General features: G+C 69.8%; 15 protein-coding genes. 4 read left to right on the top strand and 11 right to left on the bottom strand.

Annotated features, from left to right (window positions below; all coding sequences use genetic code 11):
- Positions 1-74: 74 nt before the first annotated feature.
- From H5411_RS36455 to H5411_RS36440, 4 genes are read right to left on the bottom strand one after another with little or no spacing between them, the layout of a single operon-like run.
- Complete coding sequence (locus H5411_RS36455) at positions 75-1,436, bottom strand: sensor histidine kinase (RefSeq protein ID WP_101440574.1); 1,362 nt, start codon at positions 1,434-1,436, stop codon at positions 75-77.
- The gene (locus H5411_RS36450) at positions 1,433-2,113 is read right to left on the bottom strand and encodes a response regulator transcription factor (RefSeq protein WP_101440573.1); all 681 of its coding nucleotides are present in this window, start codon (positions 2,111-2,113) and stop codon (positions 1,433-1,435) included. Before H5411_RS36450 ends, H5411_RS36455 begins: the two co-directional genes overlap by 4 nt.
- Positions 2,114-2,163: 50 nt before the next feature.
- Positions 2,164-2,337, bottom strand: a complete 174-nt coding sequence (locus H5411_RS36445; RefSeq protein WP_167442115.1) for a hypothetical protein — start codon at positions 2,335-2,337, stop codon at positions 2,164-2,166.
- Positions 2,334-2,735, bottom strand: a complete 402-nt coding sequence (locus tag H5411_RS36440; protein ID WP_101440572.1) for a hypothetical protein — start codon at positions 2,733-2,735, stop codon at positions 2,334-2,336. The genes H5411_RS36445 and H5411_RS36440 overlap by 4 nt, the downstream gene beginning before the upstream one ends.
- A gap of 142 nt (positions 2,736-2,877) precedes the next feature.
- Between H5411_RS36440 and H5411_RS36435 the strand changes: the two genes are divergently transcribed.
- A complete protein-coding gene (locus H5411_RS36435; protein ID WP_101440571.1) occupies positions 2,878-3,249 on the top strand; it encodes a winged helix-turn-helix transcriptional regulator in 372 nt (123 codons plus the stop codon).
- Positions 3,250-3,615: 366 nt separating this feature from the next.
- Positions 3,616-3,792 carry a hypothetical protein gene (locus tag H5411_RS36430; protein WP_183126435.1) on the top strand — a complete coding sequence of 59 codons (177 nt, stop codon included), beginning with the start codon at positions 3,616-3,618 and terminating at the stop codon, positions 3,790-3,792.
- A gap of 50 nt (positions 3,793-3,842) precedes the next feature.
- Here H5411_RS36430 and H5411_RS36425 read toward each other — a convergent pair whose 3' ends face one another.
- Positions 3,843-4,610, bottom strand: coding sequence for an IclR family transcriptional regulator (locus H5411_RS36425; protein WP_312878685.1), 768 nt, complete (start codon positions 4,608-4,610; stop codon positions 3,843-3,845).
- A 157-nt stretch (positions 4,611-4,767) separates the two neighbouring features.
- Between H5411_RS36425 and H5411_RS36420 the strand changes: the two genes are divergently transcribed.
- Positions 4,768-5,478, top strand: a complete 711-nt coding sequence (locus H5411_RS36420) for a CoA transferase subunit A (protein WP_183126433.1) — start codon at positions 4,768-4,770, stop codon at positions 5,476-5,478.
- Positions 5,475-6,104, top strand: coding sequence for a CoA transferase subunit B (locus H5411_RS36415; RefSeq protein ID WP_101440567.1), 630 nt, complete (start codon positions 5,475-5,477; stop codon positions 6,102-6,104). Before H5411_RS36420 ends, H5411_RS36415 begins: the two co-directional genes overlap by 4 nt.
- A 294-nt stretch (positions 6,105-6,398) precedes the next feature.
- On the opposite strand, the gene fahA is transcribed toward H5411_RS36415, so the two are convergent.
- The 6 genes from fahA to H5411_RS36385 form a co-directional block, all read right to left on the bottom strand.
- A complete protein-coding gene (gene fahA, locus H5411_RS36410) occupies positions 6,399-7,568 on the bottom strand; it encodes a fumarylacetoacetase (protein WP_183126432.1) in 1,170 nt (389 codons plus the stop codon).
- Entirely contained in the window at positions 7,565-8,422 is an 858-nt protein-coding gene (locus tag H5411_RS36405; protein ID WP_183126440.1) for a hypothetical protein, read from the bottom strand. Before H5411_RS36405 ends, fahA begins: the two co-directional genes overlap by 4 nt.
- On the bottom strand, positions 8,389-9,588 hold the full coding sequence (locus H5411_RS36400; protein WP_183126431.1) for a homogentisate 1,2-dioxygenase: 1,200 nt from the start codon (positions 9,586-9,588) through the stop codon (positions 8,389-8,391). Before H5411_RS36400 ends, H5411_RS36405 begins: the two co-directional genes overlap by 34 nt.
- 159 nt (positions 9,589-9,747) lie before the next feature.
- Positions 9,748-10,287 carry a MarR family winged helix-turn-helix transcriptional regulator gene (locus tag H5411_RS36395; RefSeq protein WP_101441399.1) on the bottom strand — a complete coding sequence of 180 codons (540 nt, stop codon included), beginning with the start codon at positions 10,285-10,287 and terminating at the stop codon, positions 9,748-9,750.
- Positions 10,288-10,330: 43 nt separating this feature from the next.
- Positions 10,331-11,656, bottom strand: a complete 1,326-nt coding sequence (locus tag H5411_RS36390; protein WP_183126430.1) for an MFS transporter — start codon at positions 11,654-11,656, stop codon at positions 10,331-10,333.
- A 38-nt stretch (positions 11,657-11,694) separates the two neighbouring features.
- A complete protein-coding gene (locus H5411_RS36385; protein WP_246369735.1) occupies positions 11,695-12,453 on the bottom strand; it encodes an FAD-binding protein in 759 nt (252 codons plus the stop codon).
- Positions 12,454-12,590 lie beyond the last annotated feature (137 nt).

Genomic DNA, 12,590 nt, shown 5'->3' with positions numbered 1-12,590 from the left:
CTCGTGCTCAGCGCGCAACGGCACGCTCGCCGGGCTGTTCCGCGCACGGAGTGGGCTGCGGCGCTGCTGCTCGCTTAGCCGGGCTGGGCCAGCGGGAGCGTGATCGTGAACGCCGCCCCGCCTTCCGGCGCCGATCCAGCGCTCAGCGTCCCGCCCATCCGCGTCACCAGCCCGTGCGCCAGTGCCAGCCCGATGCCGGACCCGACCGGGCGGCTGTCGCGGTACCGGGCGTTGAGCACGCCGCGTTCGAATGCCACCGGATAGTCCTCCGGCGCCAGGCCCGGGCCGCCGTCCCGGACCGACAGGTGTGCGCGGCCGTCCGCGACCACCAGGGCGAACACCATCGGCGCACCCGCGGGCGTGACGCGCAGGGCGTTCTCCGCCAGTCCGTCCACGACCTGGTGCAGCCGCCGGGCGTCGGCGGTGACCATGGCGGGTCCCGGGGGAGACTGCACGGTCAGCGGGACGTTCGAGCGGGCGCACCGCAGCTGCCACACCTCCGCGCAGTCCTTGACCAGCGCGGTCAGATCGAGGACGCCCAGGTCGAGCTGGAATTCGTCGGCGCCGAGGCGGGCGAGTTCCAGCAGATCGGACACGAGCCGTTCCAAGCGCTGAGCCTCGCGGTGGATCGTTTCCCCGGCGCGGCGGGCGTCCGGGCCTTCGGCGACCCCGTCGGCGATCGCCTCGGCGAAACCGGTCACCGCGGTCAGCGGGGTGCGAAGTTCGTGAGACACCGACAGCAAGAACTCTCGCTGCCGGGCTTCGCTGCGGGCCAGCGCGTCGGCGAGTTCGTTCAGCGAGCCCGCGACCTGCGCGACCTCGGCGGGGCCTTCGACCGGCACGCGGACGTCCCGGCGGCCCGCGCGGAGGCTGCCCGCGGCGGCGGCCGCACGGCGGAGCGGCCGGCCGAGCAGCCGTCCGGAAACGTATCCGGCGATCGCCGCGACCACGAGTCCGATGCCGAGAGCCAGAAGGATGTTGCGCACCAGCGCGTGCTGGGTCGCTTCGGCGCTGCGCACCGGCTGGACGAGCGCGAACGCGGCTTGCGGGCCGACCGGGCGCACTTCCACGAGGTAGTCGACATCGCCGATCGCGACCCTCGCCGAACGGTCCTGTCCGGACGTGAGCCCGGCCTGTTCCGCCGCGCGCACCGCGGTCGCCTGGCCGGAATTCTGGCCGCTGACCCGGTGCACGACGACCTCGATGCCCTGTCCGCGCACGACCGCCGCCACCTTGCCGATCGCGAGCCGGTTGCCGATGCCGGTGCCGTCGAGCTGCCCGGCGACGACGTCGGCCTGATCCCGCAACGACTGCTGCAGCACCGAATCCGCGGTGTTGCGCACCAGTTTGGAAGCGACCAGCCCGGCCACGAGCACCGCGATCCCGGCGACCGCCAGGCACACCACGGTGATCCGGAGCGCGAGCGTGCCTTTCATCCCGCGTCCGCCGCGTAGCCGATGCCCCGGACTGTCCGGATTGGACTGTCGTCGCCGAGTTTCGCCCGCAGCTGCGCGACATGCACGTCCACCGTGCGCGTCCCGGCCGCGGCGGCGTACCCCCAGACGGCGCTGAGCAGCTGATCGCGCGACAGCACCTGGCCGGGGTGGCGCAGCAGGTAAGCGAGCAGGTCGAACTCGGTGGACGTGAGCGTGACCTCCATCTCGCCCGCCCACGCGCGGCGGCCGGGCACGTCGATGCGCACGCCGCCGCAAGCGAGTGTCGTGGCCGGGCTGCCGGACGCGCGACGCAGCACAGTCCGTACGCGGGCGGCGAGTTCGCGGGGGCTGAACGGTTTGGTGAGGTAGTCGTCCGCGCCGATTTCGAGGCCCAGCAAGCGATCCAGCTCGTCGTCGCGGGCGGTCACGAACAGCACCGGCGTCCAGTCGCCCGCCGCGCGCAGCGCCCGGCAGATCTCGATGCCGTCCATTCCGGACAGTCCGATGTCGAGCACCACGGCGACCGGGCGCAACCGGCGGATCGCCGCGAGCGCCTTCGCGCCGTCGGGCTCGACCTCCACCCCGAACCCGTCGCGCCGCAGGTACAGCGCGGCGAGTTCGGCGATCGCGGCCTCGTCCTCCACGACGAGGACGAGGCCGCGGCCAGCTGACCCCATGCGGGCTCCCGTTCCTCCGGCCGGCTACGTCGGGGGAAACGGTACGCGGCTCACCGCTGCCCGTCGCCCGCCATGTCCGACTGGATCGAGTCCAGCGTGGACTGGATGCTGCTCAGATCGCCGTTCGACGCCGCCCCCGACGACGGCGTCGAACCGTTGTCGCACGCCGCGCAGCCGAGCCCCACGACGGCAGCCGCGGCAGCGACCGCGATCAGCCGCTTCACTTCGGCGCCTGACAGTGCGCCGCGGTGAACGCGTCGAGCTGCTTGGTCGCGTTCGCCAGCTCGCCGATCTGGCTCTGCCGCTTGTCCGCCCGCTTCTGCAGCCGGTCGGCCTGCGCGGTGCGGCCCTTCGTCCGGGCGTCGTTCGCGCGCGCCTTGAGATTCGCGACCGACCCGGAAACCTCCGGCCCGCCGTTGATCCGGTTGGTGAGGTTCTGGGCCTGCTTGCGCAGTTTCGGCACCCAGGCCGTGCACATCTGCTGCACTTCCTGCGGGCTCAGCGTGACCGGGGCCGGAGCCGGGGCCGGGGTCTGCGTGTCGGCGCTGGCGATCGGCGCGGCCACGAGCAGTCCGGCCGCGATCCCGCAACCCGCCAGTGCCAGCCGCTTCGTTCCTCGCATCGTTGTCGTCCTCCCGTGTCGGTGTCTCTGGGACCACGGTCGCGCGCCGGTGTACGAGCGGTGTGGGACGAATGTTCGGGTTCGGTAAAGCCCTCCAGTGCGGGAGAGTGTTACTCTCTTGCGGAGAGTGAGGAGGCCGCCGGTGCTGGGAAACCCATACGACCGCGACTGCCCGACCCGCCAGCTGCTCGACCGGATCGGCGACCAGTGGACGGTGCTGATCGTCGGAGCCCTGGTGGACGGCCCGCTGCGGTTCACCGAGATCGGCAAGCGCGTCGACGGGATCTCGCAGAAGGTCCTGACGCAAACGCTGCGCAGCCTGGTCCGCGACGGCATCCTGACCCGCACCGCGTACCCGGTGATCCCGCCGAAGGTCGAGTACGAGCTGACCCAGCTGGGCCGCAACCTCGCCGAACCGCTGGAACTGCTGGACCGGTGGGCACGCCAGAACATGGACCAGGTGAAGGCGGCACGAGCGGCTTACGACGCGGAGAACGCTGCCACCGCGTCGTGAGCGGCCGCTGTCGAGAACAGTTCGAATCTGCCGAGCGGGGCGGTTCGACGACCTGATCCGGCGGAGACCGGACGAACTGCTGGATAACCTGCTCGGCGTGAGCAACTGGCTGAGTGTGGTTGTCAGCGCTCTCGCGGCTCTTGCCGGAGCGTGGGGCGGGCAATGGATCGCGGCACGCCGCGACGATCGGAGATGGGAACGCGAACTGCGCAGGGAAGACCTGCGATGGAGACGGGAGCTCGATCGGGAGCAGCTCGAACGGAGAGCCCACGCCTGCTTGGAATTCTTGACAGTGTCGCGGCGGCAACTCCGGGTGGCGAAAAAGATGCGGGTGGCACTAGAGAGATCCACGAGCAAGGTGAAGTCGTGATCAAGAAGATCAGCGAGTTGTGGTCGGCTCTCTGGACGGCGTGGGCCGCTACTGAAGGCTCATCGCAAGACAACGTGCACGACGCTCTCGCCGACGCCGAGAAGGCAGAGTGGCGAGCCCGGAAGGCGCGCGGGGCTCTCGTCGAACTCGTGCGGGAGCACCTAGCCCGTTAACTCGCAGGCAGGCCCTGATTCTCAAACCGGACGAAGGGACCCCACGGCGCTCACGAGGGCTGCCGAAGCAGGTTCGTCAACGTATGCGCCTCCTTGAGCAGCAACGCCCCCAGCTCAACCCGCCGCTCCGCCCGGAACCGTGACTCGACCCCCGTCAGCGTCAACGCCCACGCGGGCTCTCCGGCCGGGGTGAACACCGCCGCTGCCATTCCCCAGCTTCCTTCGACCACCAGTCCGGGATTGGTGGAGTACCCGTCCTCCCGCGTCCGCGCGACCCGGGCCCGCACCTCCTCCGCCCGGTGCGCCGGACCCCATTCCGCCGTCAGGTCCACTGTGGACAGATACTCCTCGACCTCCCGGTCCGGCAGCATCGCCAGCACCACCAGCCCGGCGGACACGACGCCCAGCGGGAACCTCGCGCCCTCGTACAGCACGAACGACCGGATCGGGAAGTCGCCGTCCTCGCGCAGCAGGCAGACCGTCTCGTTGCCGCGGCGGGCGGAGAAGAACGCGCTTTCCCCGGTGACCGTCGCCAGCCGGTGGACGCTCGCGCGCGCCTGGTGCGTCACGTCGTAGCGCGGGGCGGCCGCTTCGCCCAGCAGGTACAGCTCCGGGCCCAGGTACCAGCGGCCGCTCTGCCGGTCGCGGTCGACATAGCCCTCGGCGGCCAGCGACGCGAGCAGGCGGTGCACCGTCGGCCGGGCCAGGCCGCACTGGCGCGCCAGTTGCGAGGTCGACGCTCCGTCGCGGTAGGTGGACAATGCGCGCAGGACCGCGGACACCCGTCCGACGACGTGGTCCGGAGGCGAGGTGGGCACGGGAACGAGGGTACGTCCGCTCAGTGGACGCATCGGGCGCGGGTGTTCGGTGCGCGAGAGGTTTGCCGGGGATCCCGGCGTGTCGGTTGACCCGTTTCGGCTGCGCTGGGTTGTATGCGGGAGCTGACCACTCACCGAACGAAGTGGAGAGGATGCCGTGCCGACGAAGTACCGCAGCGCCGCGGAGGCCCTCGACGGGCTGCTCGAGGACGGGCTGACGATCGCGGTCGGGGGCTTCGGCCTCACCGGGAACCCGAACGACCTCATCGAGGCGGTCCGGGACTCGGGCGTGCGCGATCTGACGATCGTCTCGAACAACATGGGAGTCGACGGGGCCGGGCTCGGCATTCTGCTCGAGAACCAGCAGGTGCGCCGCGTCATCGCGTCGTACGTGGGCGAGAACAAGCTGTTCGCGCAGCAGTACCTGGACGGGACCGTCGAGGTCGAGTTCACGCCGCAGGGGACGCTCGCCGAGCGGATGCGGGCCGGCGGCGCGGGGATCCCGGCCTTCTACACCAAGTCCGGGGTCGGGACGCCGATCGCCGAGGGCAAGCCGCACGCCGAGTTCGACGGGGTCACCTACGTGCAGGAACGGGCGATCGTCGCCGATCTGTCCCTGGTGCACGCGTACGTCGCGGACCCGGCGGGCAACCTGATCTACCGCTACGCCTCGCGGAACTTCAACCCGCTCGTCGCGACCTGCGGGAAGGTGACCGTCGCCGAGGCCGAGCGGGTTTCGGACGAATACCTCGATCCGGAGCGGATCATCACGCCGGGGATTTACGTCCAGCGGCTGATTCAGGCGGCTGAGCGGGAAAAGCAGATCGAGAAGCGGACGGTCCGCGTGCGTGAGGAGGCGCCGGCGTGAGCTGGAGTCGGGACGAAATGGCCACGCTCGGGGCGCGTGAGCTGCGGGACGGCGACTACGTGAACCTCGGCATCGGGATTCCCACTCAGGTGGCGAACCACATTCCGGACGGCGTGCAGGTGACCTTGCACAGCGAGAACGGAATTCTCGGGCTCGGGCCGTTCCCGTGGGAAGGCGAGGAAGACCCGGACCTGGTGAACGCGGGCAAGCAGACGGTCACCCTGCAGCCCGGGGCCAGTCTGTTCGATTCCGCGGAGTCGTTCGCGATGATTCGCGGCGGGCACATCGATCTGGCGTTGCTCGGGGCGTTGCAGGTGGGGGCCAACGGGGATCTGGCCAACTGGACCGTGCCCGGGGCTTTGGTCAAGGGGATGGGCGGGGCGATGGATCTCGTCGCCGGGGCTCGTCGGGTCGTGATCATTACCGATCACACCGCCAAGGACGGGACGCCCAAGATCGTCGAGAAATGCACTCTGCCGTTGACCGGGGCCGGAGTGGTGAACCGGATCATCACCAATCTGGCGGTGCTCGACGTGACTGAGGACGGGCTGAAGCTGGTGGAGCTCGCGCCTGGGGTGTCTCTGGAAGAGGTGCGGGAGAAGACTGGGGCGCCGATCGCGGGGTAGCTGCGGTGGGGTGCTCCGGAGGTGCGGTGGGCATCCCGAAGCTTGATGGTGACGACGGCGCGGGGGTGCTTGTCAAGGCGGGAAAGATGCCTTGACAAGCACCCCCGCGCCGCGTTGGGGCTTCGTATCGGGGTGCGGGGGTGGTGTGGGTGCCTCCGTGGGTCGGGTGCACTGGTCGCTGTGGCGTTGGGGGCACGGTGCACCCACCCGAACGCGCCGGTGAGACTCGGGTCGTGAAGGGCTCCTTGAGGGAATCTGATTCCCTCAAGGAGCCCTTCACGGACGTTGAGCGGCCTACTGCGCGGGAAGGATGCGGCCCCGGACCTCGCCGAAGCCCAGTTTCGCGCCGCTGCTGGTCGTGGCTGTGCCGGTGATGGCGACCTCGTCGCCGTCCTGCAGGAAGGTGCGTTGCTCGCCGTTGACGGTCAGCGGGTCGCGGCCGCCCCAGGAGAGTTCCAGGAACGAGCCTCGTTCGGACGGTTCCTTGCCGGAGACCGTGCCGGAGCCGTAGAGGTCGCCGGTGCGGGCGGAGGCTCCGTTGACGGTCAGGTGGGCCAGCATCTGCGCCGGGGACCAGTACATCTCGCGGTACGGCGGGCGGGCCACCTCCTGGCCGTTCCATTCCACGGCCAGGGTGATGTCCAGGCCCCACGGCGACGTTTCCCGCAGGTAGGGCAGCGGTTCCGGCGACGTCTGGCCGGGCAGCGGCACCCGCGCTTCGGCCAGCGCCAGGACCGGCACCACCCACGGCGAGATCGACGTCGCGAAGCTCTTGCCCAGGTTCGGGCCCAGCGGCACGTATTCCCAGGCCTGGATGTCGCGCGCGGACCAGTCGTTCAGCAGGACCGCGCCGAAAACGTGGCGAGGGAAGTCGTCCGGCGAGATGGGACTGTTGGGCGGGGTGCCCGCGCCGACGATGAAGCCCAGCTCCGCCTCGATGTCCAGGCGGGTGCTCGGGCCGAAGACCGGACCGTTCTCGCCCTTGCGCTGGCCGCTCGGGCGGACGACGTCGGTGCCGGACACGTACACCGTGCCGGAGCGGCCGTGGTAGCCGACCGGGAGGTGTTTCCAGTTGGGCAGCAACGGTTCCGCGTCCGGACGGAACAGCCGGCCGACGTTGGACGCGTGGTGTTCCGAGGCGTAGAAGTCCACGTAATCGGCGACTTCGACGGGCAGGTGCAGCTTGACGTCGGCGACCGCGTGCACGGCTTCGGCGGCCACGTCGCCGGTCACCAGTGTCTGCAGTCGCGTGCGGACCTCGACCCAGCGGTCGTAACCCTGCGCCATGAAGGCGTTCAGCGTCGGCTCGGCGAAAACTGCGTCGCCGAGCGCGATCGACAGGTCCAGCACGTGCTCGCCCACGCGCACGCCCACTCGGGGGCTGCCGTCGCCTGCCGAGAAGACGCCGTACGGCAGGTTTTCGACGCCGAAGGGCGAGCCGGCGGGGATGTCGAGCACGGTCATGCGGGGGCTCCGATCAGGCCTAGGTCTGTCAGTTCGGTGAGCGGGTCGGTGATGCTGCAGGTGCCGAACGAGGTGAACCGGGCACGGGCCGCGGCCAGCCGTTCCGGCGTCAGCGCACGGATCCGGTCGGCCACCGCGGCGGCATCGCGTTCGGCAAGCAGCGCAACGACTTCTTCGTCCGCGGCACCGCGGTCGACCGCCTCGGCGGCCAGCAAGAGATTGAGGAATCCGTGCTGTTCAAAGCCCGTCGCGGGATCGGTGTTGCGGATCGCGTGGTGCAGGCCCGCGGTCGCCTTGAACGGCACGCCCGCCTCGACGGTCGCACGGATCGCGGCCGCCAGTTCGGCTTCGTCCGGGTAATACTCGGCGGACGTGCCGCCGGTGCGGAACTTCGCCTTGTGCGGGGTGCCGGAAAGGGCTTGGAGCAACGGAACCCGGCGTTCGTCGCGCGGGATCTCCACGGCGACCGGAACCGGGCAACCGTCGACCGCGGACAGAAACTCGGCGACGCTCATTCCTTGCGGCACCGCGATTTCCAGCGATTCGACCGACACCGGCAGGCCGTCGACGGCCTTGAGCACGTCGGCGATCCCGCCCGGGCCGGCGGGCAGAGTCACGGTGAGCGGCAGCGGGGTTTCCCGACCGGCAACGACTTCGGCGAGTTCCGCGAGTCCGGACGCGGCGACCACCAGCGGGCCGACCATCGCGGCATAGGACGACGTGGTGTGCCGGTCGTGGGCCGCGACGGCGTCCGGCAGCGGCGCGAGGCCGGGCGGGAAGACCGCCGCGTCGTCGAGCAGGCCGCGGGTGAGTGCGTCGGTCACGACTGCGGTCCCCGTCCTGCCCAGGTCCAGGCGTAGCCGGGATCGTCGCTCGCGTGGCCGCCCTCGCCGATCTCCAGCGGGCGGAACGTGTCGACCATGACGGCCAGCTCGTCGAAGAACTCCGCGCCGAGCGAGCGTTCCACTGCGCCCGGCTGCGGCCCGTGGCTGTGCCCGCCGGGGTGCAGGCTGATCGAACCCTGGCCGATGCCGGAGCCCTTGCGCGCCTCGTAGTTCCCGCCGCAGTAGAACATCACCTCGTCGGAGTCCACATTGGAGTGGTAGTACGGCACCGGGATCGCCAGCGGGTGGTAATCGACCTTGCGCGGGACGAAGTTGCAGATGACGAAGTTGTTGCCCTCGAACACCTGGTGCACGGGCGGCGGCTGGTGCACGCGGCCGGTGATGGGCTCGAAGTCGGAGATGTTGAACGTGTACGGGTAGAGGCAGCCGTCCCAGCCGACCACGTCGAACGGGTGCGTCGGGTAGACGTAGCGCGTGCCGACGACGCCGCGCGAGCCGCGGTGCTTCACCAGCACCTCGACATCGGTGCCCTCCGCGAGCAGCGGTTCGGCTGGACCGTGCAGATCGCGCTCGCAGTACGGCGCGTGCTCCAGCAACTGGCCGTAACGCGAGAGGTAGCGCTTCGGCGGCGCGATGTGCGAGTTCGCCTCGATCACATACGCGCGCAACGGTTCCGGGCCCTTCGGCACCCAGCGGTGCGTGGTGGAACGGGGGAGGATCACGTAGTCGCCGGTGCGGGCGGGCAGCGCGCCGAACACCGTCTCTACGACCGCTTCGCCGGACTCGACGTACACGCATTCGTCGCCGATCGCGTTGCGGTACAACGGAGAAGCCTCGCCGGCGGCGACGTAGGAAATCCGCACGTCGCCGTTGCCGAGCACGAGCCGGCGGTTGTTCACGACATCCGCGCTCTTCCATTCCTGGCCCGGGAACAGCGTGTGCAGCTTGAGGTGCAGCGGCTTGAGCGGCCGGTTCTCGGTGAGCGTCTGGTCCGGCAGCTCCCACGGCGTCGCGTCGACGATCGCGGACGGGATGCCGCGGTGGTAGAGCAGCGACGAGTCGGAGGAGAAGCCCTCCTCGCCCATCAGTTCCTCGGAGTAGAGCCCGCCTTCGGGTGTGCGGTGCTGGGTGTGCCGCTTAGGCGGGATGCTGCCCGCGCTGCGGTAGTAGGCCATGGGTCGCCTCCTCGGCGCGAAGTAATCAAAGTATGTACTACTTTCCGGTCAGCCTAGTCCCCCAGCCAAGCCGTGGGAAGGGCTGACGGGTTGTCCGTGAAGGGCTCCTTGAAGGAATCTGATTCCCTCAAGGAGCCCTTCACGGACAGTGGCGGCGGGTCAGCGCCGGGTCGCGAACCCGGCCCGGCCGGAGATGAGCTTGTCCAGCAGCATCACCAGCACGCGCTGTTCGGCTTCGGTGAGCACCTCGACCCACCCGGCCTCGCGCTCGTTCTGCGCCTCGAAGACCTCGAGCATCTCGGCGTGCCCGGCCTCGGTGAGCGACAGCCGCACCGAACGGCCGTCCGTCTCGCCCGGCGTCCGCGTCAGCAAACCCTCGCTGACCAGGGTTTTCGCCAGATTTGACACGGCTGCCCGGCTCATCCCGGTCAGTCGCGCGGCGGCGGACGGTTCGAGCGGTCCGGCCAGCCACACGACGAACAGCACCCGGAACGCCGACCACGACCGCCCGCGCGGCCGGTGCACGGCGGATTCGAGGTCGTAGGTGACCAGGTTCGACGCGCGGTTCAGCGTCAGCAGCACCTCGGTCGCGAGCTGGTGGCGGAATCCGAATTCTTCCGACAGCCTGCGGTTGGCCAGCGCGATGAACGACCAGAAGTCGAGCGAGTCCGGGTCCGGCGGCGCGGCGGGGTCCTGCATGACCAGCACTGTAGCCGCGCCGCCGGGATAGTCAAACTTGAAACTACTTCTTGGTGCGGGCGCCCGCGTCGCGCGGGACCTTCAGGAACGCCAGCATCACCGCCGCGACGACGAGACAGCCGATCGGGAAGTACAGCCCGACCGTCACGTCGGTCTCGGTGGCCGCGAGCCCGATCGCGTACGGCCCGAAGAACCCGCCGAGCGCGGCGATCGAGTTGATCGCGGCCAGGCCGACCGCCGTGTGCTCCTTCGACAGCACGCGCGCGGCCATCGCCCAGTACGGCGCGAGGTAGCCGAGCACGCCGATCGCCGCCAGCGAGAGGCTGATCAGCGACAACGCCGGTACGGTCTTGAACAGCATCGCGCCGAAGAACCCGATCGCCGCCACCAGCACGGTGCCGATCACGTGCCCCTTGCGCTCTCCGGTGCGGTCGGAGTTACGGGCGAGCAGCAGCATGCCTATCGCGCCGACCACGTACGGGATCGCGCCGAGCAGGCCGATGTTGGTCGAGGAGTACTTCGGGTCGAGCTGCTTGACGATCAGCGGCAGGAAGAACGTCAGCCCGTACAGCCCGCAGGCGATGAAGAGGTTGGAAATCGCCAGCAGCAGGACCTTGCCGTCGCGCATCGCGCGCAGCTGGCCGAGGAACGACTCCTTCTCCTCCGGCACGTACTCGCGGTCGATCTCGGCCTGAAGCCAGGAGCTTTCCTCGGCGGTCAGGAACTTCGCGTCGGCGGGCTTGTTCGGCAGGCAGAAGAAGGTCAGCAGGCCGATCAGCACGGCGGGCGCGCCCTGCAGGATGAACACCCACTGCCAGCTGCTCATGCCGAACCAGTGCACGTGGTCGAGGATCCAGCCGCCGAACAGGCTGCCGAGGATCAGCGCGATCGGCTGCGCGAGCGCGAGCGTCGCGATGGCCCGGCCGCGTTCCTTGCCGCGGAACCAGAAGGTCAAGTACAGCAGCAGCCCGGGGAACAGGCCTGCTTCGGCGATGCCGAGCAGGATCCGCGCGATCATCAGGTGCGTGACGCTCGCGACGAACCCGGTCAGTACGGTCACGATGCCCCAGCTGACCGCGATCCGGCTGAGCCACAGCCGGGCCCCGACCTTCTTCATGATCATGTTGCTGGGGACCTCGAACACCACGTAGGCGAGGAAGAAGATCGCCGACGCGACGCCGAAGGTCGCGGCCGTGATGGTGAGCTCCTTGGCCATGCCGAGCTGGGCGTAGCCGATGTTCGCCCGGTCCATGTAGTTGAAGATGTAGAGCAGCAGGACGATCGGCATGACGCGGACGCCGACCTTGCGGACGGTTCGTCTGGCCAGCGGGGAATCCGCCGTGGTGGCGGCTGCGGCGGGGACGGACATGAGGTTCTCCTCGACGGTGAGCAGTAACTCTGAGGGGGTCAGGCGGCGGAGCGGCCGGCGATGCGGCCCATGGTGACGGCGTTGGCGACCGCGTTGCCGCCGCCGACGTAGCGGAAGCCGAGCACTCCGGCTCCGGCCTCGCCCGCGGCGAACAGGCCGGGCACGCGATCGCCGCGGACATCGAGCACCGCGGCGCTGGAGTCGATCTCCAGCCCGGCGTGCGTGCAGACCAGCTCGGCGGGCAGCGTGCGCGCGGCGAAAAACGGTCCGGTGGCGATTTTCGCGGGCGGTTCGGCGGCACCCTTCGCGGACAGTGTTTCGTGTCGCAGGAACTCCGGGTCCTCGCCGGTGGGGAGCTGGGCGTTCCATCTGTCCACAGTGGCCTGGAGAGTGTCGGCGGACACGTTCATCTTGCCCGCGAGTTCTTCCAGGGTGCCGGCGCGCAGGGTGCGGCCGGCGTCCGCTTCGGACAGGACGTGGTCGGCGTTCCAGTGCGCGTAGCCCGGCGGGAGGTCGCGGCGCGCTCGGTCGTCGAAGACCATCCACACTGGACCGTCCTGTGCGGAAATGATGCCGCTGGACACCGCGTACGACGCGTCCTCGTCCATGAACCGGCGGCCGTGCGCGTTGACCAGCACACGCGAGCGAGGCGGGAAACCGGACTGCCAGTGGTGCAGGCGCTGGAAATACGCGGTCGGCAGCAGCAGTCCCCAGCCTTCGCCGGTGATCGACGCGGACACTTGCTCGCCGAACGCGAAGTGGTCGCCTCGGGAACCGGGCGCGGCGACGACGAACAGGTCCTCGCCGGCCGCGTCCGCGTCCGGGTAGTACCGCGAGCGCAGAGCGGGATCCTAAGCGAATCCGCCGCTGGTCACGATCACCGAGTTCGCCCGCACCTCGATGCCGTCGGCGACCACGCCGGCGACCCGGCCGT

Origin of the sequence: Amycolatopsis echigonensis (assembly GCF_014174495.1) — a bacterium.
Classification (GTDB): Bacteria; Actinomycetota; Actinomycetes; order Mycobacteriales; family Pseudonocardiaceae; genus Amycolatopsis; species Amycolatopsis echigonensis.
Note: the sequence above shows the minus strand (reverse complement) of the source record. Positions and strands in the feature narration are given on the sequence as shown.